General features: G+C 63.9%; 23 protein-coding genes. 12 read left to right on the plus strand and 11 right to left on the minus strand.

Annotated elements, in window-relative coordinates; all coding sequences use genetic code 11:
- Window positions 1-14: 14 nt before the first annotated feature.
- From EB230_RS10375 to EB230_RS10385, 3 genes are all read left to right on the plus strand, one after another.
- The gene (locus EB230_RS10375) at window positions 15-944 is read left to right on the plus strand and encodes a rhodanese-related sulfurtransferase (protein ID WP_056578348.1); all 930 of its coding nucleotides are present in this window, start codon (window positions 15-17) and stop codon (window positions 942-944) included.
- Between the two features lie 120 nt (window positions 945-1064).
- Window positions 1065-1805 (plus strand): tellurite resistance TerB family protein, encoded by a 741-nt coding sequence (locus EB230_RS10380; protein WP_056578345.1) that lies wholly within the window; start codon window positions 1065-1067, stop codon window positions 1803-1805.
- Window positions 1806-2093: 288 nt separating this feature from the next.
- Window positions 2094-2849 (plus strand): SDR family oxidoreductase, encoded by a 756-nt coding sequence (locus tag EB230_RS10385; protein ID WP_056578344.1) that lies wholly within the window; start codon window positions 2094-2096, stop codon window positions 2847-2849.
- A gap of 30 nt (window positions 2850-2879) precedes the next feature.
- On the opposite strand, the gene EB230_RS10390 is transcribed toward EB230_RS10385, so the two are convergent.
- The gene (locus EB230_RS10390) at window positions 2880-3254 is read right to left on the minus strand and encodes a YciI family protein (RefSeq protein WP_056578342.1); all 375 of its coding nucleotides are present in this window, start codon (window positions 3252-3254) and stop codon (window positions 2880-2882) included.
- A 151-nt stretch (window positions 3255-3405) separates the two neighbouring features.
- Window positions 3406-4590: a pyridoxal phosphate-dependent aminotransferase gene (locus EB230_RS10395; protein WP_056578340.1), complete on the minus strand. Its 1185-nt coding sequence runs from the start codon at window positions 4588-4590 to the stop codon at window positions 3406-3408.
- Between the two features lie 83 nt (window positions 4591-4673).
- On the opposite strand from EB230_RS10395, the gene EB230_RS10400 reads away from it, so the two are divergent.
- From EB230_RS10400 to denD, 4 genes are all read left to right on the plus strand, one after another.
- On the plus strand, window positions 4674-5360 hold the full coding sequence (locus tag EB230_RS10400; RefSeq protein ID WP_056578405.1) for a GNAT family protein: 687 nt from the start codon (window positions 4674-4676) through the stop codon (window positions 5358-5360).
- 32 nt (window positions 5361-5392) lie between these two features.
- Window positions 5393-6364, plus strand: coding sequence for a cation diffusion facilitator family transporter (locus EB230_RS10405; protein ID WP_056578338.1), 972 nt, complete (start codon window positions 5393-5395; stop codon window positions 6362-6364).
- An 89-nt stretch (window positions 6365-6453) separates the two neighbouring features.
- On the plus strand, window positions 6454-6666 hold the full coding sequence (locus EB230_RS10410) for a hypothetical protein (RefSeq protein WP_081295203.1): 213 nt from the start codon (window positions 6454-6456) through the stop codon (window positions 6664-6666).
- A 12-nt stretch (window positions 6667-6678) separates the two neighbouring features.
- The gene (gene denD / locus EB230_RS10415) at window positions 6679-7656 is read left to right on the plus strand and encodes a D-erythronate dehydrogenase (RefSeq protein ID WP_056578337.1); all 978 of its coding nucleotides are present in this window, start codon (window positions 6679-6681) and stop codon (window positions 7654-7656) included.
- 36 nt (window positions 7657-7692) lie between these two features.
- Here denD and EB230_RS10420 read toward each other — a convergent pair whose 3' ends face one another.
- The 4 genes from EB230_RS10420 to EB230_RS10435 form a co-directional block, all read right to left on the minus strand.
- On the minus strand, window positions 7693-8913 hold the full coding sequence (locus EB230_RS10420) for a nickel/cobalt transporter (protein ID WP_056578335.1): 1221 nt from the start codon (window positions 8911-8913) through the stop codon (window positions 7693-7695).
- Window positions 8910-9578 (minus strand): DUF1007 family protein, encoded by a 669-nt coding sequence (locus EB230_RS10425; protein WP_056578333.1) that lies wholly within the window; start codon window positions 9576-9578, stop codon window positions 8910-8912. The genes EB230_RS10420 and EB230_RS10425 overlap by 4 nt, the downstream gene beginning before the upstream one ends.
- Window positions 9579-9778: 200 nt before the next feature.
- A complete protein-coding gene (locus tag EB230_RS10430) occupies window positions 9779-10678 on the minus strand; it encodes a LysR family transcriptional regulator (RefSeq protein WP_056578331.1) in 900 nt (299 codons plus the stop codon).
- A 3-nt stretch (window positions 10679-10681) separates the two neighbouring features.
- Window positions 10682-11878 carry an amidase gene (locus tag EB230_RS10435; RefSeq protein WP_056578330.1) on the minus strand — a complete coding sequence of 399 codons (1197 nt, stop codon included), beginning with the start codon at window positions 11876-11878 and terminating at the stop codon, window positions 10682-10684.
- 540 nt (window positions 11879-12418) lie between these two features.
- On the opposite strand from EB230_RS10435, the gene odc2 reads away from it, so the two are divergent.
- Both odc2 and EB230_RS10445 read left to right on the plus strand, forming a co-directional pair.
- Window positions 12419-13552: an ornithine/lysine decarboxylase gene (gene odc2 / locus EB230_RS10440; protein ID WP_056578400.1), complete on the plus strand. Its 1134-nt coding sequence runs from the start codon at window positions 12419-12421 to the stop codon at window positions 13550-13552.
- A 152-nt stretch (window positions 13553-13704) separates the two neighbouring features.
- Entirely contained in the window at window positions 13705-14274 is a 570-nt protein-coding gene (locus EB230_RS10445; RefSeq protein WP_056578328.1) for an N-acetyltransferase, read from the plus strand.
- Window positions 14275-14360: 86 nt separating this feature from the next.
- Here EB230_RS10445 and EB230_RS10450 read toward each other — a convergent pair whose 3' ends face one another.
- From EB230_RS10450 to EB230_RS10465, 4 genes are all read right to left on the minus strand, one after another.
- Complete coding sequence (locus EB230_RS10450; RefSeq protein ID WP_013529756.1) at window positions 14361-14645, minus strand: SCP2 sterol-binding domain-containing protein; 285 nt, start codon at window positions 14643-14645, stop codon at window positions 14361-14363.
- A gap of 194 nt (window positions 14646-14839) precedes the next feature.
- Window positions 14840-15361 carry a hypothetical protein gene (locus EB230_RS10455; protein ID WP_056578326.1) on the minus strand — a complete coding sequence of 174 codons (522 nt, stop codon included), beginning with the start codon at window positions 15359-15361 and terminating at the stop codon, window positions 14840-14842.
- Window positions 15362-15390: 29 nt separating this feature from the next.
- On the minus strand, window positions 15391-15816 hold the full coding sequence (locus EB230_RS10460) for a hypothetical protein (protein ID WP_056578324.1): 426 nt from the start codon (window positions 15814-15816) through the stop codon (window positions 15391-15393).
- Between the two features lie 13 nt (window positions 15817-15829).
- Window positions 15830-16438, minus strand: coding sequence for a rod-binding protein (locus EB230_RS10465; protein ID WP_056578322.1), 609 nt, complete (start codon window positions 16436-16438; stop codon window positions 15830-15832).
- 168 nt (window positions 16439-16606) lie between these two features.
- Between EB230_RS10465 and EB230_RS10470 the strand changes: the two genes are divergently transcribed.
- From EB230_RS10470 to EB230_RS10480, 3 genes are read left to right on the plus strand one after another with little or no spacing between them, the layout of a single operon-like run.
- Window positions 16607-17392, plus strand: a complete 786-nt coding sequence (locus EB230_RS10470; RefSeq protein WP_246738978.1) for a DUF1295 domain-containing protein — start codon at window positions 16607-16609, stop codon at window positions 17390-17392.
- On the plus strand, window positions 17389-18417 hold the full coding sequence (locus EB230_RS10475; protein ID WP_172372231.1) for a cyclopropane-fatty-acyl-phospholipid synthase family protein: 1029 nt from the start codon (window positions 17389-17391) through the stop codon (window positions 18415-18417). The genes EB230_RS10470 and EB230_RS10475 overlap by 4 nt, the downstream gene beginning before the upstream one ends.
- On the plus strand, window positions 18414-19004 hold the full coding sequence (locus EB230_RS10480; protein WP_246738931.1) for a hypothetical protein: 591 nt from the start codon (window positions 18414-18416) through the stop codon (window positions 19002-19004). Before EB230_RS10475 ends, EB230_RS10480 begins: the two co-directional genes overlap by 4 nt.
- Before the next feature lie 6 nt (window positions 19005-19010).
- On the opposite strand, the gene EB230_RS10485 is transcribed toward EB230_RS10480, so the two are convergent.
- Window positions 19011-19421 (minus strand): DUF2177 family protein, encoded by a 411-nt coding sequence (locus tag EB230_RS10485; RefSeq protein WP_172375039.1) that lies wholly within the window; start codon window positions 19419-19421, stop codon window positions 19011-19013.
- Window positions 19422-19450: the final 29 nt, after the last annotated feature.

Consider the following 19450-nt stretch of genomic DNA (forward strand, 5'->3'; position numbering starts at 1 on the left):
TAGTTGCTCTGGCAATGACACCGTCCACAACAAGCCAGCCCATCCGCGTCGCCGCGCTCTACCGGTTTGCCCGGCTCGATGCCTTTGACGAACTGCGCGCGCCGCTCGCCGCCTTCTGTTGCGGCCGCGGCATCAAGGGCACGTTGCTCCTGGCGCATGAAGGCATCAACGGCACGGTCGCGGGCAGCGAAGCAGCGATCGCCGAACTGATCGACTATATCGAAGCCATCGACGGGCTGGCGGGCCTCGAGGTCAAGTACAGCGGCGCCGCGGAAATGCCCTTCCATCGCATGAAGGTGCGGCTGAAGCGCGAGATCGTCACCATGGGCATCGAGACTATCGACCCGGCGACGAGCGCCGGCACCTATGTGGCACCAGCCGATTGGAACGCGCTGATTTCCGAGCCCGACACGATCGTCATCGACACACGCAACGCCTACGAAGTTTCGATCGGCACCTTCAAGGGCGCGGTCGATCCGGCGACCGCGAGCTTTCGCGAATTCCCGGCCTGGGTGGAAGCGCATCGAGCCGAACTCGAAGGCCGCAAGGTGGCGATGTTCTGCACCGGCGGCATTCGCTGCGAAAAGGCGACGGCCTACGTGAAGTCGCTCGGCTTCGAGGACGTGTTCCACCTCAAGGGCGGCATCCTCAAATATCTCGAGGAGGTTCCGGCCGAGCAGAGTCTGTGGCAAGGCGAGTGCTTCGTCTTCGATGAGCGGGTTTCCGTTTCGCACGGCCTCGCCGAGGGAGACGCGGAACTCTGCCGTGCTTGCCGCCATCCGCTGACGGCAGGCGAGCTGTCGTCGCCGAAATATGCAGCGGGTATCTCGTGCCCGCATTGCTTCGATGCCCGGTCGGACGAGGACCGTCAGCGTTATGCCGAGCGCCAGCGGCAGGTCGAGCTCGCCGAGGCGCGGGGCAAGGGGCCGCATATCGGGTCCTGAACCCAAGGCTCCGGGGCCGCGGCAAAGCGGCGACCTGTCATTGCAATGTCAAGTTCCGGGACCTACGTCTTCGGCGTTCGAAACCTGCCCGTTCGGCCGGGCGCATGCTGGAGGCACTGAATGTTCGATCCCAAGAAGCTTCTCGACGATCTGCTCGGCTCGCAAATTCCCGGCACCAGCGGCACCGTCCGCGACAAGGCGGGCCAGGCTGTGCAGATGGCCAAGGACAATCCGCTTGCGGCCGGCGCGCTCGCGGCCGTGCTGCTTGGAACTGGCGCCGGGCGTCAGGTGACGGGCACCGCGGTGAAGCTCGGTGGCTTGGCCGCGATCGGTGGTCTCGCCTACAAGGCCTACCAGAACTACAAGGCCGGCAATGCTCCGGAGCAGGCGCCCGCGGCCGGCGAACCGGAATTGCTGCCGCCGCCCAAGGACACCGCCTTCCACCCTTCGCAGGCGCCGCAAGGCGAGGATGAGTTCACGCTGACGCTCGTTCGCGCGATGATCTCGGCGGCCAAGGCCGACGGCCATGTCGACGATGAGGAGCGCAAGAAGATCGCCGGCAAGCTCAGTCTTGCGGGAATCGGCACCGATGCCGAGAAATTCCTGATGGCGGAGCTGGAAAGCCCGCTCGACCTCGACACGCTGGTCGCGGGTGCCAAGACCGACGCGCAGAAGCTCGAACTCTACACCGCATCGCGCCTCACCATCGATCCCGACACACGCGCCGAGCGCGGCTATCTCGACCTGCTGGCCGGCCGGCTCGGTTTGCCGGACCCTCTGGTCGATCATGTCGAGGCGACGGTTTCGGCGGCCAAGGTTCCGGCTGGCAAGGCGGGCACCTCGCCCAACCCGCGCTGGTAGGCCAAAACGGCACAGAGAGCCGTTTACCTTTCGTTAACTCAGGAAGCGCATGATTCTACACAGTCGGATCGGCTTTTCCTCCTCCCAAGCCCGGTTCAGATCAGGGCGGTCGCCAATGACCGCCCTTTTTGTCGACCCCTGCCGGGCTTCCTCCGAAAGCGGATTCCAACTTCTCAAGGGCGTGCCCTGGGGCGCTTGCCATCGCTGCCGTCATTTGCGATGCCTTCTGCCGAGCAAAATCCTGGAAAATCAGTCAGGCGCGCGCGGCGCTGCCGGAGGATATCTGTCATGACCGAGCAAAAAACCGCCATCGTCACCGGCGCCGGGACGGGTATCGGCAAGAGCGTTGCCACGGCACTGCTCAAGACCGGCTGGAACACCGTGTTCTGCGGCCGCCGCAAGTCGGTGCTGGATGCCGCCATCGCCGAGGCCGGCCGGACCCCGGCCAGGGCGTTGGCGGTCGCCTGCGACATCAGCAAGGCCGGCGAGGTCGACGACCTGTTCGAGACGGTGGCGGAAGCCTTCGGCCGCGTCGACCTGCTCTTCAACAATGCCGGCATGGGTTACAAGTCGACGCCGATCGACGAGATCCCGGTCGAGGTGTGGAACGATATCGTTGGCGTCAATCTCACCGGTTCGTTCCTGTGCGCCCGTGCCGCCTTCGGTGCCATGCGCAAGCAGCGGCCGATGGGCGGCCGCATCATCAACAACGGCTCTGTGTCGGCCTACGCGCCGCGACCGGGCTCGGTGCCCTATACAGCGACCAAGCATGCCATCACGGGATTGACGAAGACGCTGGCGCTCGACGGCCGGCCCTATGACATCGCTTGCGGCCAGATCGACATCGGCAACGCGCTGACCGACATGGCGCAGCCGATGACCGTCGGCGTACCGCAAGCCAACGGCTCCATCGCCGCCGAAGCGGTAATGGATGTCCAGCGCGTTGCCGACGCCGTCGTGCACATGGCGAGCCTGCCGCTCGACGCCAATGTGCTGTTCATGACTGTCATGGCGACCAAGATGCCGTTCGTCGGACGTGGTTGAGCCGAGGGCACAGGCAGGGCTCTCGCCACCTCATTTTCCCGCCAGTGGTACGCCCGGCTTGAAGAGCAGAATGGGCCTGATCTCGTAGACGGCGGTCGGATTGACGCGGCGAAGGTCGCGGGCGATCGCGATTGCCTCGTCCCGCGCGGCGCAGTCCACGACATAGAGGCCGAGCAACTGTTCCTTGGTCTCGGCGAACGGGCCGTCGATGATCACGCCGTCGCCAGGGCCGCGCAAGGTGCAGGCGTCCTGTGTCGCTCCCAGACGCGCGGACGGTCCTAGAGTGCCTTCCTCATGAAGCCGGGTGTTGATCTTGAGCAGTTCGGCCATCAGGGCCGCGTCTTCCTGCGGCGTCAGCGCCTTGATCGCGTCTTCCACGTGATAGGCAAGGATTGCATAAAACATCTAGGGCATCCCGGTTCGATCCTGATCTCGGGACCGTAACCGTTCCAGACATGGACGCACAGTCTTGGCCGTGAGCCTCCGGACGGATCATGACATCGACATGGCGGCCCGCCGCAAGCCATCCGGAAATGGCTCCGGCCTGCCTTGAGGCCTACTTGGCCAGGAACGCCCCGATCCGCTCCAGAGCGCGCAAGATGTTCTCTTCGGAATTGGCGTAGGAGAGCCTGACATAGCCTTCGCCGAGAATGCCGAAATCGGGGCCGCCGATCAGCGCCACGCCGGCGTCGTCGAGCAGCGCCGAGGCCAGCTTCTTTGCCTTCCAGCCGGTCTTCGACACGTTGGGGAAGGCATAGAATGCGCCCTTGGGCGTGATGCAGGAAATGTTTGGCAAGGCGTTCAGGCCCTCGACGACGACCTTCCTGCGGCGGTCGAAGGCGCGCATCATGGTGTCGACGTCGTCCTGCGGGCCGTCGATGGCGGCGATGCCGGCGAACTGGCTCGGCGCGTTGACGCAGGACCAGCAATTGACCGCCAGCTTGCGCACCTTGTCGTAGAGATGCGCGCCCTTGTCGCCGTTCGGCCAGATCGACCAGCCCATGCGCCAGCCGGTCATCGCCCAGGTCTTGGACCAGCCATTGAGCACGATCAGCCGGTCGCGGATCTCGGGATAGCCGAGCAGCGAGCAATGCGTCTCGCCGTCATAGGTCATGACATCGTAGATCTCGTCGGAGAGGATCGCGACATCGGGATGCTTCTCCAGTCCCTTGACCAGCTTTTCGATCTCGGCACGCGGCGTGACGCCGCCGGTCGGGTTGGCTGGTGAGTTGAGGATCAAGAGCCTGGTCTTCGGTGTGATCAGCGCCAGCGTTTCTTCGGCCGAAAAGGCAAAGCCGTTTTCCTCGCGCATCGGCACAGGAATGGGGGCGGCACCGGTGAATTCGATCATCGAGCGGTAGATGGGAAAGCCCGGATCCGGATAGAGGATTTCCGCGCCGGGCTCGCCGAACATCAGGATGGCGGCGAACATGGTCGGCTTGCCGCCGGGCAGGATCATCACCGTCTCGGGCGAAACCTCGACGCCCGTGGTGGTCAGCGTGCGGCGAACCACTGCCTCGCGCGTTGCCAAAAGCCCGTTGGCCGGCGTGTAGCCGTGGTGGCCGTCACGCAGCGCCTTGATCGCCGCCTCGACGATATGCTGCGGCGTCTTGAAGTCCGGCTGGCCGATGCCGAGATTGACGATGTCGCGGCCCTGCTGGGCAAGTGCCGTCGCCCTCGCGAGCACCGCGAAGGCATTTTCCTCGCCGAGACGGTCGAAGGCCGAAATCGTGTGGAGCATTTTTCCCGTCCATGTGGTTCTTGCTGTGAGGTCGTGTTTTTGTGAGCTTCGGCCCGCAAAAGTCAAACGGATTGGAGTCTTCGGTGTCGGAAAATCTCGCGAATTGGCAGCCACGCCCGCGTCCGGAGCGCAAGGCGATCGACGGTCGATATGTCCGGCTTGAACCGCTGAGCGCCGCAAGGCACGGTGATGGGCTATATGAAGCGTCTTCCGTGTCCGACGTCGACGGCCGCTTCGCCTGGCTGCCCGACTATCCGCCGGAAACCCGCGCCGCCTTCCAACCCTGGCTGGACAAGGTCGAGGCCAGCGAGGATCCGCTGTTCTTTGCCGTCATCGACAAGGCCAGCGGCAAGGTCGCCGGACGCCAGACATTGATGCGCATCGATCCCGCTTACGGCGTCATCGAGATCGGCAACATCTATTGGGGGCCGCTGATCTCGCGCAAGCCGGGCGCGACGGAAGCGCAGTTCCTGTTCATGAAATATGTCTTCGACGATCTTGGCTATCGCCGCTACGAATGGAAATGCAACAACCGCAACGAACCGTCGAAGCGCGCCGCGGAACGGTTCGGCTTCAAGTTCGAGGGCATTTTCCGCCAGCACCTCATCGTCAAGGGTGAAAACCGCGACACCGCATGGTATTCGATCATCGACAAGGAATGGCCGGCCCTTCGCAACGCCTATGGGGCGTGGCTCGATCCGGCCAATTTCGATGGCGACGGCCAGCAGACGCGGCGGCTCGAGGATTTTCGCTCGCAGTTCGGGGCGTGAGCTGAATTCGGGGCTCAACGGGAGTTTGCCATTTGGCGCATACGCATTCCCACGACCACAGCGGCCATGATCATGGCAGTGCCGGTCACGTGCACGGCTCTACCGACAAGAAGCGTGTGCTGGTCGCGGCCTGCCTGACGGCAGGCTTCATGGTTGCGGAAGCGCTTGGCGGCCTCTTCACCGGGTCGCTGGCGCTGCTGGCCGATGCCGGCCACATGCTTGCCGACGCGATCGCGCTCGGCCTTGCCTGGTATGCCTTCCATCTTGCGGGGCGACCGGCGACCGGACAACTCACCTACGGTTTCGGCCGGGTGAAGACCCTGGTGGCCTACACCAACGGCATCGCTATCTTCGTCATCGCGCTGTGGATCGTCTACGAGGCGTGGAGGCGCCTGCAAATGCCTGCGCCAGTGCTGGGCGGACCGATGCTGGCGGTGGCGATCCTCGGCCTCCTGGTCAATGTCGCCTCCTTCCTGGTGCTGCATGGCGGCGACCGCGAGAGCCTCAACATGCGCGGCGCCATCCTGCATGTGCTTGGCGACCTGCTCGGCTCGGCGGCGGCTATCGTGGCGGCACTGGTGATCCTGGCGACCGGCTGGACGCCGATCGATCCGATCCTGTCGGTGCTGGTCTCGCTGCTGATCCTGTCGACGGCATGGTCGCTGATGCGCGCCGCCGCCCACGTGCTGCTGGAGGGCGTGCCGCCAACCCTCGACCGGGATCTCATCGCAAGTGATCTCGCGGTAACGGTGAAGGGCGTGCGCGAAGTGCACCATATGCATATCTGGTCGATCGACGGCTCAAGCAACATGGCCACGCTGCATGCCTGCCTTGACGAGGGCGTCGACGCGCATCAGGCGGTCAGCACCATAAAGAAGCGGCTTGCCAGCGAGCACGGCATCAGCCATGCCACCGTGGAGCCGGAATTCGACCAATGCGCCGACGAGGGCGACGGCCACGATCACGGGCACGATGCGGCCCCGCATCACGACCACCACCACTAGGTTCGATCCGTTTGATATCGATCGGCCTTGCCTCAGGAGTTCCACAGTTTGAAAGCCAGCCCGACGAACGCCTGCTGTCCCGGTGCAGCATGATGGACCGCGACACCAGGAACGCGGCCATTGCCGCGCTGTGGATCATGCTTCTGTTCGGCATCGCGGCCTTCTACCTGCCGACGGTGATGCTGGCACTGGGCAGTCTTTCGACCGTGCTGGCCGGCATCTTCGGCATCGTTTTCGTGCTGGCGTTTTTCCTCGTGTTCTGGCTGCGCGCGCGCAGCCAGCGCAAAAATCAGGGCAAGTAAGGGATATCTGACATGCGCATTCTGATCACTGGCGCCGCGGGTATGGTCGGCCGCAAGCTCATCGCCAGGCTGGCCAAGGACGGCATGCTGCGCGGCAAAAAGATCACGGCGCTCGATTTGCATGACATCGTGCCACCGCAGGCCCCGGCCATGGACGGCGTCAGCATCGACACCCATACCGGCGACCTTGCGGAGGCGGGCGCCGCCGAGAGCCTGGTCGCGTCGCGACCGGATGTCGTCTTCCATCTCGCCGGCATCGTGTCGGGCGAGGCGGAAGCGAATTTCGATCTTGGCTACCGCGTCAATCTCGACGGTACGCGCGCGCTGTTCGATGCCATCCGCCTGGCGAGTTTTGCGCCACGCGTCGTCTTCACCTCGTCGATCGCGGTGTTCGGCGCGCCGTTCCCGGATGTCATCCCCGACGAGTTCCATCCGACGCCGCTGACCTCCTATGGCACGCAGAAGCAGATGAGCGAGGCGCTGCTGGCAGACTATTCCAGGCGCGGCTTCTTCGACGGCATCGGGATCCGGCTGCCGACGATCTGCGTGCGGCCCGGCAAGCCGAACAAGGCGGCCTCCGGCTTCTTCTCCGGCATCATCCGCGAGCCGTTGAGCGGCCAGGAGGCGATCCTGCCGGTGCCGCGCTCGGTCGTGCATACCCATGCCAGTCCGCGCTCGGCGGTGAATTTCCTGATCCATGCGGCCGAGATCGAAGGTGCCGCCGTCGGACCGCGCCGCAACCTGACGATGCCTGGCGTCGGCGTCACCGTCGGCGAGCAGATCGAGGCGCTGGAGCGCATCGCCGGGCCGAAGACGGCAGGCCTGATCCGCGAGGTGCCGGACGAGACGATCTGGGCGATCGTCAAGGGCTGGCCGACCCGCTTCGAGGCAAGACGCTCACGAGAACTCGGCTTCAGCGCCGAGAAGAGTTTTGACGAGATCATCCAGGCGCATATCGAGGATGAGCTGGGCGGCAAGATTCCCGGTTAGGAGTTTGACATCCCATTCTTACGGGATGGGGATGGCCTAGACGCTGCCGGTCAGGCTGGCTGACAAAAGCAGCAACCCGAACAGGAAGACAAAGGCGGCGCCGCCGATCTCGACGATCGAATGGATGCGGTTGCCCATGCGGCCATCGCCGGCGAAATACACCGCCCAGTTCTTGGCGGTCACGGCAAGCGTTGCCAACGCCGAGACGGTGATGGCGGTGCCCAGCGACATTGCCAGCACCGACAGCAGGCCGCCGAGCCAGAGTCCGTTGAGCAGCGCGAAGCTGAGCACGATCAGCGCGCCGGAGCAGGGGCGGATGCCGACGGCCGCCACCGCCGACCAGGCGGTGCGCCAGTCGAAGCGGTCGCCCGACAGCAGCGCCGGATCGGGCGCATGCGAGTGGCCGCAGGTTTCGCAGACCTCGCCATCCGCATGATCGTGATGCGCATGATCGTGGGCGCCGTGATCGTGATGGGGGTCATGCGCGGCGTGGTCGTGCGAATGGTCATGAACATGGTCGTGATCGTCATGTACCTTGAGCGCGTGCGAATGGGCATGCGCCGAATGGCCGTGGGCCGCATGCGAATGATCGGCATGGGAATGGCCCGCGTGAGAATGCCCTGCATGGGAGTGGCCACCATGCGAATGCCCGGCGTGAGCGGCCGACAGGCTGTAGGCGGGCGCCCTGCCGAACAGGCGCAGGATGGACGGGCCGAGCTTGCGCCACAACAGCCAGGCGCCGAACAGGGTGACCAGGGCAAAGCTCATGATCTCCATGAACCAGGCCGCGTCTGTCATCGAGATGGTGGTGCCGCGCAGGACGAAATAGGCGAGCAGCATGACCACGATCGCCGTCAGGCCCTGCAGCAGGGCGGAGACGAAGGACAACAGGATGCCGCGCCGCAGCGCCACTTCATTGGCGACCATGTAGGACGAGATCACCGCCTTGCCGTGGCCGGGGCCGGCGGCATGGAAAATGCCATAGGCGAAGGACAGGCCGATCAGGATCCAGATCTTGCTGCCATCCTGGCGCATCGCTTTCATGGCGCCCGCGAGAGCGCGGTAGAATTCCTGCTGCCGCAGGTTGATCCACATCAGGATGTGGGCGAACGGACCGGTGGTCGGCGCCATGCCGTCATTGACGCCGATGCCAAGTGAACTCTGGGCGTGCGCGGCGCTGGCGAAATGCATCGCGGCAAAGGTGAGGGCCAACAGGCCGAATGCCAAACGCAGGGACGGTTTCGTCACCGGCTTCATCCTTCTGGCTGACAGGTCAGTTCGAGCTTGGTGGCAAAGATCTTGCTCATGTCGGTGCCTGTCGGGTCGTTGAAGAAGGCATCCGTCAGGGTCTTCTGGTTTTCCTTGATGGCCTCATCCGGATCCGGACGGATCACCTTGCTGGTGCAATTCGACGGCAGGCCTTCGACCGTGATGTTGGAATCCTCGGTGAAGTCGATCGCCGTGTAGAAAGTCGGATCATAGACGCCGATGTCGATCGTGCCGGTCAGCTTGATCGGCTCCTTGGGTTCGGACTCGAACAGGATGATCAGCTGATCGTTGTCGAAATTGGCCATCAGGTGTGGCGGCGGCACCATCGTCACGTCCTTGCCGTTCTGCGTGACGAGCTGGAAGTAGTTGAATTCGGCCAAAGAGGCATGAACGGTGTCGGCGACATCCTTCAGCTCCTTGTCGTCAAGCTTCAGGTCCGAGTTCTTGTCGAACTCCATCATGACAGTACTCGAAAACAGGTCGTCGAAGCGCCAGAGATGGCGCAGTGCTTTCACGCTTTGGTGATCCGGGGACAGGATCACGTCGAGGCGTGCCTCGGCGAAGACATGCGGATGCACGTAAGCCGGTCCCGTGGCGGCAAAGGTCGCCACCAAGGCCGAAGCCAGTGTGATTGCGTGCCGCTTGAGATGCATTCCCGGTCGCGATTCCCTTGGCTTTGGAGAGGAACCGAAGGTCACCAGAAAGGGGGCGAAATTGGGACCGCCAGTGCGTGTCACCCAAAAGTGCGCAGCGGCTCTGGGGCGACGACACCCGCCAAGCTCAAAGCGTGTCGCCCAAAGGTGCGCGGCGGTCTTGAGGTAACGACAGGCACGCAGCGAGAATTCGAGGCCGCTCACGCGATCTCACGCGTCCTGAACCACTGCACCAGGAAGTCGACGAAAACGCGGACCTTGGCCGGCAGATAGCGGCGGTGCGGGTAGACGGCGAAGATGCCGCCGCCCGACAGGATTCGGTCATCGAGCACCGTCACCAGCTGGCCGCTCTTGAGATCGGGAGCGGCGATGAAATCCGGCAGGACGCAGAAGCCAAGTCCGGAAATGGCGGCGGCCCGCGCCGCCATCGGGCTGTTGACTTCGATCGGGCCCGACACCGCGACGCTCAGCTGATCGTTGTTGTCGCCCTTGAACGGCCAGTTGTTCAGCCCGCGGCCGTTGGTGTCGACGATGCAGGGCATGTGGCCGAGATCCTGGGGCCGCGTCGGCATGCCATGCTTGGCGATCAGTTCGGGAGAGGCGCAGAGTTTTATCGAAAATGGCGCCAGCCGCCTGGCGATCAGCGACGAATTCTCCAGGCGCGAGATGCGCACCGCGAGGTCGAAGCCCTCCTCGACCAGGTCGACGAAGCGGTCGTCGAGCTGGATGTCGAGCACGATGTCGGGGTGCTGCTTGGCGAAGTCGATCAGCGACTGGCCGATCGGCGCGTCGGCGAAAGTGCGCGGCGCCGACACTTTGATCCTGCCGCGCACGTCGCCGGAGGATTCGCGCACGGCGTCCGCCAGGCTGTCGACCTCGCGCACGATCTCCGAGGCACGCCGGTAGTAGGTATGGCCGGCCTCGGTCATCGAGAACTGGCGCGTGGTGCGGTTGAGAAGCAGCGCGCCGAGCTCGTCTTCCAGTTCGCGCACATATTTCGACAGCAACGCCTTGGAGCGGCCGATCTTGCGCGCCGCCGCCGAAAAGCCCTCGGCCTCGACGACGTCGATGAAGGCGCGCATGCGGGTCAGTGTGTCCATGGTTCAGGCCCTCTTGGCTGCGTCGAGTAGTTTTCGGCCGAGCCGTATCAGGGCAACGTCGCTGCCGGAAGGGCCAAGGAGCGACAGGCCGAACGGTGCGCCGGCGACAGAGCCGATGGGCAAGGTGATTTGCGGGAAGCCGGAAAGGCCGGCGAGACACAGAAGATGCAGGGCTCGCTCGCGATAGGCCTGGAACTGCTCCGGCGTCGAGTCGATATAGGGTGCCGGGCCCGGCACCGTCGGCAGGATGAGGAAGCCGTCCTTGCCGAGCAGGGCGCCCAGTTCGCCGCGAAAGGTCAGCCGGCGCACCTTCTCGGCTTGCGCTGTCCGGTCATCGACGGCACGGCCAAAGCCAAAACGCTCCTCGACGCCGGGGCCAAGGTCGCGCTCGCCGCTGGTGATCCATTCGCCATGCACGCCCCAGGCTTCCTTGGCCTGCAGCCGGCGAAAGCACCAGTAGAGTTCATCAGGGGAAGAGGAGAAGTACGTCGTCGGCTTCGCCAAGGCACCAAAAACCGCGCCCGCCAGGGCCTTCATCCTGGCATATTCGGCCAGCGCGGGGCGCGCCACCATCTCGTCGAGCCAGGTGAGCGACAGCGGGCGGTCCAGCGAATGCTGGTGCGGATCGCGGCCGAGCAGCAGCTTGCCGACGGTCTCGTAGGTCTCGATGTCGTCGGCGAACCAGCCGAAGGTGTCGAAGCTTGGCGCGAGCTTCATCGTGCCATCGAGCGAAATGCGGCCATGCGTGGTGCGCAGCCCGATCAGCCCGCAAAAACTCGCCGGCGCGCGGATCGAGCCGCCAGTGTCGGAGCCGGTGGCAATGTCGGCCAGCCTGCCCGCCACCGCCGATGCCGACCCCGACGAGGAGCCGCCGGTGACGCGATCGGGCGCGGCGGGATTCACCGGAAACGGAAAATGCGCGTTCTGGCCGAACAGCGCGAAGGCAAGCTCGTCGGTCTGGGTCTTGCCGGCGAAGCGCGCGCCGGCATCGAGAATCGCCTGCACGGCGGGCGCCGTGCGCGAGGCGGTTTGGCTTTCGGCGAACTTCCGCAAATTGCCACAGCCGGTGCGATAGCCGGCAACGTCGTAGATGTCCTTGACGGCCAGCCGCAGGCCGGCGAGCGGGCCGATTTCGGCATGGGCCACCGGCATCTGGTGAAGATCGAGGAAGGCGTTGTAGGGGCCGTGCGTGCCTGTCATCGTTCGATATCCGGATACGGTTGCACCAACATTGTTCGATGCCAGAAATTTTACAACCTGCGATACGATTTTTATTGATTGTGAAATCCTTCGCCCCTATATCGCGCTTGCCCAAAGTCGCACGTGCCTGTGGGTGTCCGCCGATCCTCGAATGGTGAGGGAAATCGGTAAGGTAACTGGAGCTAACCCCTCCAGTCGGTTTAGCGGCCAACCGCCAGACCGAGGACACCTTGAAGCAACGACGGTGCGGGCCTTTCTGGTTCTCTGCCGGTTGTCCAAAGACCGGGGTTACTGAAGAGGCACACCTTCATTGCCGGCAGTGCGGAACGGGGTTCTCCCAATCCAAGCCAAGGCAGACAAAGCGAACCGAAGCCGGGCAAGGCTAGGTTCATCGCCGCGAGACGGCGTTTCATGGTTCCGGGGTCTCCACCGGCTGGTTCCATGGAATTTTCGTCCCGCCTTTGTTTGACCGCGTGTTCGCGAGGCCGACAGCCCGCGTCCGCACCCTTGTGCGCGCCGAAAGGCGTGATGGAGAATCCGATGGCTACCCAGCGCATCCTCGACTTCCTCGCCACCCGACGTCCGTCCGGCCCCTGCCTCGTCGTCGACCTCGATGTCGTGCGCGATAATTTCCGCGCCTTCGAGAAGGCTCTGCCCGATTCCAAGATCTACTATGCGGTGAAAGCAAACCCGGCGCCGGAAATCCTGCGCCTCCTTGCTGCGATGGGCTCGTCCTTCGACACCGCTTCCGTTGCCGAAGTCGAGATGGCGATGGACGCGGGTGCGCCCGCGGACCGCATCTCCTTCGGCAACACCATCAAGAAGGAGCGTGACATCGCACGCGCCTACCAGCTCGGCATCCGCCTGTTCGCGGTCGATTGCGTCGAGGAGGTCGAGAAGATCGCCCGCGTCGCTCCCGGCGCGCGCGTGTTCTGCCGCGTGCTGACCGACGGCGAAGGCGCCGAGTGGCCGCTGTCGCGCAAGTTCGGCTGCGTGCCTGCCATGGCCGTCGACGTGCTGCGCCATGCCAAGGGCCTCGGCCTCGATGCCTATGGCGTGTCGTTCCACGTCGGCTCGCAGCAGACCGACCTGACCGCCTGGGACCGCGCGCTGGCCGACGCCAAGAAGGTGTTCGCCACGCTCGCCGAGGAAGGTATCGTCTTGAAGATGGTCAATATGGGTGGCGGTTTCCCGACCCGTTACCTCAAGGACGTGCCGGTGGCACAGGCCTACGGCCAGGCGATCTTCTCGGCGCTGCGCAAGCATTTCGGCAACGCGCTGCCCGAGACCATCATCGAGCCGGGTCGCGGCATGGTCGGCAATGCCGGTGTCATCAAGTCGGAAGTCGTGCTGATCTCCAAGAAGGCGGACAACGACAATGTGCGCTGGGTGTTCCTCGACATCGGCAAGTTCGGCGGCCTCGCCGAGACGATGGACGAGGCGATCCGCTATCCCCTCGTCACCCGCCATGACGGCTCGGAGACCGCGCCTTGCGTGCTCGCCGGCCCGACCTGCGATTCGGCCGACGTGATGTACGAGAAGACACCGTATCCGCTGCCCCTGTCGCTGACCATCGGCGACGAGGTGCTGATCGAAGGCACCGGCGCCTACACGACCACCTACTCGGCGGTCGCGTTCAACGGCTTCGAGCCTCTCCGATCCTACGTGATCTGACGGCGCTCTCTCAGCGCATTTTCGAACGGCGAACCGGACACAACTTCGCCTGAAAGTGCGCTGAGAGGCGGTCAGATCATCCCAGGTGGTCGCCTGTCGTCCACCCGGGTCTCGCTTGTGGAACAGATCTCCGCTCGTGAAGGATTGCGGAAATGGAAATGTCAGTTGAAATCGTAGCTCATGCGCCGGCCTTCTCCATGGTCGCCGAAACCGCCGCCGACATGGCTGTGCGCGAAGCCTTGCTCGATCGTGCCATGGGGCCGAAGCGCAAGACCAAATCGTCGGAGAAGCTGCGGCGTGGCCGCCGGCCCTCGGAAGGCCTGGCCTTCGTCGCGCGCGATGCGTCGGGCGACGTGGTCGGCACGGTGCGGCTGTGGGATGTCACGCTGGGCGAGGGCGGTCCGGCAGCGCTGCTGCTTGGCCCGCTCGCGGTCGATCCGTCGCTCAAGAATGCAGGCATAGGCTCGGCGCTGATGCGTCATGCCGTGGCCGAAGCGGCGCGTCTCGGTCACGCGGCGATCCTGCTGGTTGGCGATGCGCCCTACTATGGACGTTTCGGCTTCTCGGCCGAAAGGACCGGTTCGCTCGCGATGCCGGGACCTTATGAGCGGCACCGCCTGCTGGCGCTGGAGCTGGTGGACGGCGCGCTCGACGGCGCGCACGGGACGCTGAAGGCTTCCGGCCGCAAGCTGAAGGCGTCGGCCCCGACAATGGCGGCCTGAGCGCCAAGTCCGCTCAAAACAGAACGCCGCCCGAAAAGGCGGCGTTTTTTCGTGGGCCATGAGCCCGTCGCGGCAATGGAGTCGGCTCAGCCGATCAACTGGCTGAGCGCCATGGCGACGGTCATGTCGCCTTCGACTTTGATCTTGCCGGTCATGAACGCCATGGTTGGGTTCAGATCGCCAGCGATCAGCGAGTCGAGATCGTCGAGCGAGAGCTTGATGGTGCAGTCGGTCGGGGCATCGGTGTTCGAGACGGTCGCGCCGTCGATGACGATGACGCCGTCGCTGCCGGTGTCGAATTTCACGGAACGATCGAATCCGCTGCTGGCCACGCGCGACTTGATCTTCTCGGCAATCTCCTGAACGCTCACGCTGTTCTCCTGTCTGGTTGCATCTGTCGCGCAGGGCATTTCGGTCCGGCTGGAGCCCACGCAGCACTTCGCGATCATGGTCGCAGGCGCATATAGCTTTGGATTGACGTTTACGTCAACGCGAATTGCGGAGACTGGTTCCTATCGCCGCACCGGGCGAGGTGCCGGGACCAGCCATGCCCGGCCAGTGCCGCTCAGTGCGCGCTGACCGGCTTGGCCGCCTCGGGCGCCGTGGTGCCGGCATCCTGCCGGCGGCGCAGCCAGTTGTCGCGGATCTCGTCCTTGCTCAGGAAATTGACCTGGTCGATCAGAACTTCATGCACGAGGGTTGCGCCGACGCGGGCGTTGACGGTGTCGCGGATCGCGGCGCGGAAGGTGTCGAGGTCGATTGGCTGCTTCTTGCCGAAGTCGATCTGGGGGTGTGCGTAGAGATAGCTGTAGACCTGGTCGGTGATCAGCGCCTCGGCCGGAATCGACAGTTTCTTTATCTGCTCCGGCTCGACGGTGTAGACGAGCTTGGCCAGGAAGTAGCCGTCGATCCTGGAATCGTGGATCAGCGGCACCGAAATGACGTCGGTCTTGACGTAATCCAGCCCGCCCAGCATCGGCTTGGGTTTCTCGCCGACGCCGCGGTCGCCGGCGGCCTGGAACGAATAGAAGACCGCGCCGAGCGTGGCGGCGCAGACCCAGACCGCGATGGCGATGACCTTTATCATTCGGAATTCGAGCCCGGCATGACCGCGCTCTAGCCTTTCAGCCGGCCGAACTCGCCGGCGGAGTAGGTGCCGTCGGTTTCGGCGCGCTGTATGGCACTGCGCAACAGGTTGGCGACCTCGTTGACGGCGCTCAGATGCGCCAGGATCGCCGCCTCGTTCTTCACCAGTTTTTGGCGCAGCCGGGTCAGGCCCTCGCGGTGCTGTTCGAGGAACTCGGCTTCGCTGCCGCCCTTCATGGCGCGGGTCAGCTCGTAGAGATAGCGGCTCTTGCGGGCGTTAGAGGCCTTGAGGTCATAACCGGTATCCCTGCGGATGCCGGCGGTCTCTTCCTCGACCACCTCCTCGATGCGGCCAATGATGGCGGCAAGGTTTCCAGGCCGCGCGAACGGGATCGGAGCCTCCGGCGCGGTCGTGCGCGCTGGCAGGTTGGCGGTGAATTCGGAAGAGTCGGCCATGGCGTTTCCCAGTCTAGATCTTGGTGTCTGTTTTTATGGTTGTCTCGTCGCCGGTCATCGACCTGGCGGCCTTGCGCTGCAATTCCTGGACGAGCGAGGTGGACAGACGGGTTTGCTGATCGATCTCGGCCTTTTCCGGTCCATTTGAAACCGGCCCGATCGGCACCTTGCGCTTGCCGTCTAGATAGTGGTCGGCGAGCAGCGACTTGGCGATGCCGATGCCGCCGCGCTCGGCCATGACGTCGGCGACGCGCTCGGCCAGCTGCGATTTCCACATGTCGCCGGCAAGACCCGCGCCGTAGACGCCTTCGGTGTCCTTGGGCAGCATGTTCTGGATGAAGGTTTGCAGGACCATCGCCTCGAACTTCTTGAATTTCTTGGCCGGATCGGTTCCGGCCGCATGTTCGGCGGTGGCGCGCGACAGGATGGAGCCGGCATCGACCGACGCGGCGGTGTCGACCGAGAACGTGCCGGCAGCGCCGCCCGCACGCTTCGTCAGCGCGGCACGGGCAGCCTCGATGTCCGCTGGCTCCGCGGCTCGGGCGACATCCATAACGATGTCGCTGGGTGGAGAAATCGCCAAGAAGGTCCGCCTTTTGCCAGGTTTCCTTAGCCAGACCATGCCTCAACAAGCTTGTGGCAGGCTTGCCGGTTCGAATTTGAGTGGGGCGCGGAAACTTGCCTCCACACCGATCCGTACCTCACGCAACAGATCGCGATGATCGCGCAGGGCTACGATGTGACGTTTGCAAGCTTGTTTTTCGGTGCAGCCATATGCCTGTCGCTTGTAATGGCGATCGCGTGGGCGATTGCCATTCGAAGCGGCAAGTCCGGCTGGGTGGATGCGATATGGTCCTTTGCCGTGGGCGCCGCCGGCATCGCCATGGCGATTGTTCCACTGCCCGGCTGGCAGCAATCGACGACAAGACCTGTCATCGTCGCCTTGCTCGCGGCGATCTGGTCGATCAGGCTTGGACTGCATATCGTCGTCAGGACCCTGCACGGTGGCGACGATCCGCGTTACGCGCAGTTGCGCAGCGAATGGGGCAAGGATTTTCCTCGCCGGCTTTTTCTGTTTCTGCAGGTGCAGGCCGGCGCCGCCTTGCTGCTTGTGCTCTCCATTTTCGCCGCAGCACGCAATCCGGTGCCGCATCTGCAAATCGGCGACTGGCTGGGCATCGCGATTATGGCGATTGCCATCCTTGGCGAAGGCCTGGCCGACCGCCAGCTTGCGCGATTTCGCCAGGCTCCAGCCAGCAGAGGAAAAGTATGCGACGTCGGTCTCTGGAGCCTCTCGCGCCATCCCAATTATTTCTTCGAGTGGTTCGGTTGGCTGGCCTATGTCGCGATCGCGTTGGACATGACCGGCGCCTACCCATGGGGCTGGGTCGCCATCTCAGGCCCACTCTTCATGTACTGGCTCCTGGTTCATGTGTCCGGCATTCCGCCGCTCGAAGCGCACATGCTGAAATCGCGTGGCGAGAAGTTCCGTGCCTACCAGGCGCGCGTCAATGCGTTCTGGCCGGGGCCGCCCCGCAATATCCCTCCACAGACATCGAAAGGCCAGGCATCGTGAGCCTCATCGCATCCGCCATACGCACCGTAGAACGCAGCCCGTTTCCAGATCCCGTGACCCGAACGGGTATCGGCTTTCTGGTCGGACGCACGCGTCGAAACCTACTCGAACACCCGGCCATGCAAGAGCAGGCTTTCGCTGATGCCATGGCCGATCATCCGATTGCCGAGCACACGCAAGCGGCCAACGAGCAGCACTATGAATTGCCGCCGGCCTTCTTTGGACTGGTGCTCGGGCCGCAGCGCAAATACTCCTCCTGCCTTTACCGGCGCGGCGACGAGAGCCTGGCGCAGGCCGAGGTGCTCGCGCTGGAGGAAACCGTTGCTCACGCCGATCTCGCCGATGACCAGGACATCCTCGAACTCGGGTGCGGCTGGGGTTCCCTGACGCTGTTCATGGCGGAGCGTTTTCCCGCCGCCAGGATCACCGCGGTCTCCAACTCGGCGCCTCAAAAGGCGTATATCGAAGCGCAGGCTCGAAAGAGGGGCTTCGCCAACATCCATGTCATCACGGCCGACATGAACGCCTTCCATCCAAACGGCATGTTCGATCGCATCGTCTCGGTGGAGATGTTCGAGCATATGTCGAACTGGCAAAAGCTGCTCGAACGCGTACACTCCTGGCTGACACGGGAGGGGCGGCTTTTCATCCATGTCTTCACCCACAAGAGCCGGTCCTACCGTTTCGATCATCGCGACAAGTCCGACTGGATTGCGCAGCACTTCTTCACCGGCGGCATCATGCCGAGCCACGATCTGATCCGGCATTTCCCGGCCCTGTTCGACGTCGAGCAGGAATGGCGATGGAATGGCCGCAACTACCAGCGCACCGCAAACCAGTGGCTCGCCAATATGGACGCCAACCTGCCCGAGGTTGACCGCATCCTCGCCGAGGTCTACGGCAAGGAGGCCTTGATCTGGCGCCGGCGCTGGCGTCTGTTTTTCCTCGCCACCGCAGGGCTGTTCGGACATGCGAATGGCGAGGAATGGGGGGTCAGCCACTATCGCCTGCGCGCGGCTACATGAGATTGGAAACGCGCGCCCGATCGGGAATATTGAGGACGTTCTGGAACGCGGCGAAGGCGTATTTCGCCCACGACGACCCTCTCGTGGCCACCGCCAATCTGGTCGCTCTTGTCGTGCTTTGGAACCAGCCGTTCTATCCGCTCTATGTCTACTGGTCCGTGGGCACCGACATCGCGCCAACCTTCTACACATTCCTTTCGACGCCGTTCTTCCTGGCGGTTCCGGCAGTGGGTCGCGCCAACGGCCGTGCCGGGCGTGCATTGCTGCCGATCGCCGGGATCGGTAACACGGTGCTTAGCGCCGAGGTCTTCGGCGTCGCCTCCGGCGTCGAGATGTTTCTGTTGCCCTGCGTGCTGCTCGGCTTCGTGCTGTTTAGGCCTGGAGAACGCATCATCGCGATCGCCATAGCGGCGGTCGGCATGCTGGCGTTCGCTGTCCTACACGGGCGCTACGGCGCGCCCGTCCACCTCTACTCGGCCGAGGAATATGCGGGTTTTCTGAAAATGAACGCCCTCAGCGCTGGCACGCTTACCGCCTTCATAGGTCTTCTCGTGATGAACTTGATCAATCCCCCGGCCAAGCGCTGACGACTGCTACGCAGATCGCGACAAGGCACTGGAGACGAGGAAACCCGCCGTCGCCGCGATTGCGGTGAGCACGATTCCCCAGCAGATGTCGGCGATGGTGACCGCGACGGGCCAGTTCCTCAGTGTCGCCTGGTTAGTCAGATCGTAGGTGGCGTAGGCGCATAAGCCGAACACGGCGCCGTTTACCGCCGCGGTCGTCCATGATCCGCTCTGAAAGGCGGGCAGCACCGCGAAATAGACGGCGCCTGCGATGTAGATGACGTAGAAAAGTGCCGCCGCCGCGAGGTTGAAATCATCGAGCAGGATCGGCCCCAGCAGCGGCTTGTAAAGCCGGCTGCTCATCACCGTCAGCCAGACAGCATCGATGCACAGGAACACGACTGCCGTCGTCAGATAGGCGATGCCGTAGGTCTTGATCATGTCCGCTCCTGAAATCCCATTGGCTG

The sequence above is a fragment of the Mesorhizobium sp. NZP2234 genome (assembly GCF_013170765.1).
Classification (GTDB): Bacteria; Pseudomonadota; Alphaproteobacteria; order Rhizobiales; family Rhizobiaceae; genus Mesorhizobium; species Mesorhizobium loti_D.

Bases quoted from the DNA above. Each gene is read 5' to 3' on its own strand.
- denD (WP_056578337.1), top strand. From the start codon at position 6,679: ATGCGCATTCTGATCACTGGCGCCGCGGGTATGGTCGGCCGCAAGCTC.
- EB230_RS10480 (WP_246738931.1), top strand. From the start codon at position 18,414: ATGAGATTGGAAACGCGCGCCCGATCGGGAATATTGAGGACGTTCTGG.
- EB230_RS10410 (WP_081295203.1), top strand. From the start codon at position 6,454: ATGATGGACCGCGACACCAGGAACGCGGCCATTGCCGCGCTGTGGATC.
- EB230_RS10445 (WP_056578328.1), top strand. From the start codon at position 13,705: ATGGAAATGTCAGTTGAAATCGTAGCTCATGCGCCGGCCTTCTCCATG.
- EB230_RS10380 (WP_056578345.1), top strand. From the start codon at position 1,065: ATGTTCGATCCCAAGAAGCTTCTCGACGATCTGCTCGGCTCGCAAATT.
- EB230_RS10375 (WP_056578348.1), top strand. From the start codon at position 15: ATGACACCGTCCACAACAAGCCAGCCCATCCGCGTCGCCGCGCTCTAC.
- EB230_RS10435 (WP_056578330.1), bottom strand. From the start codon at position 11,878: ATGACAGGCACGCACGGCCCCTACAACGCCTTCCTCGATCTTCACCAG.
- EB230_RS10430 (WP_056578331.1), bottom strand. From the start codon at position 10,678: ATGGACACACTGACCCGCATGCGCGCCTTCATCGACGTCGTCGAGGCC.
- EB230_RS10425 (WP_056578333.1), bottom strand. From the start codon at position 9,578: ATGCATCTCAAGCGGCACGCAATCACACTGGCTTCGGCCTTGGTGGCG.
- EB230_RS10395 (WP_056578340.1), bottom strand. From the start codon at position 4,590: ATGCTCCACACGATTTCGGCCTTCGACCGTCTCGGCGAGGAAAATGCC.
- EB230_RS10420 (WP_056578335.1), bottom strand. From the start codon at position 8,913: ATGAAGCCGGTGACGAAACCGTCCCTGCGTTTGGCATTCGGCCTGTTG.
- EB230_RS10460 (WP_056578324.1), bottom strand. From the start codon at position 15,816: ATGGCCGACTCTTCCGAATTCACCGCCAACCTGCCAGCGCGCACGACC.
- EB230_RS10385 (WP_056578344.1), top strand. From the start codon at position 2,094: ATGACCGAGCAAAAAACCGCCATCGTCACCGGCGCCGGGACGGGTATC.
- EB230_RS10470 (WP_246738978.1), top strand. From the start codon at position 16,607: ATGGCGATCGCGTGGGCGATTGCCATTCGAAGCGGCAAGTCCGGCTGG.
- odc2 (WP_056578400.1), top strand. From the start codon at position 12,419: ATGGCTACCCAGCGCATCCTCGACTTCCTCGCCACCCGACGTCCGTCC.
- EB230_RS10390 (WP_056578342.1), bottom strand. From the start codon at position 3,254: ATGTTTTATGCAATCCTTGCCTATCACGTGGAAGACGCGATCAAGGCG.
- EB230_RS10455 (WP_056578326.1), bottom strand. From the start codon at position 15,361: ATGATAAAGGTCATCGCCATCGCGGTCTGGGTCTGCGCCGCCACGCTC.
- EB230_RS10465 (WP_056578322.1), bottom strand. From the start codon at position 16,438: ATGGTCTGGCTAAGGAAACCTGGCAAAAGGCGGACCTTCTTGGCGATT.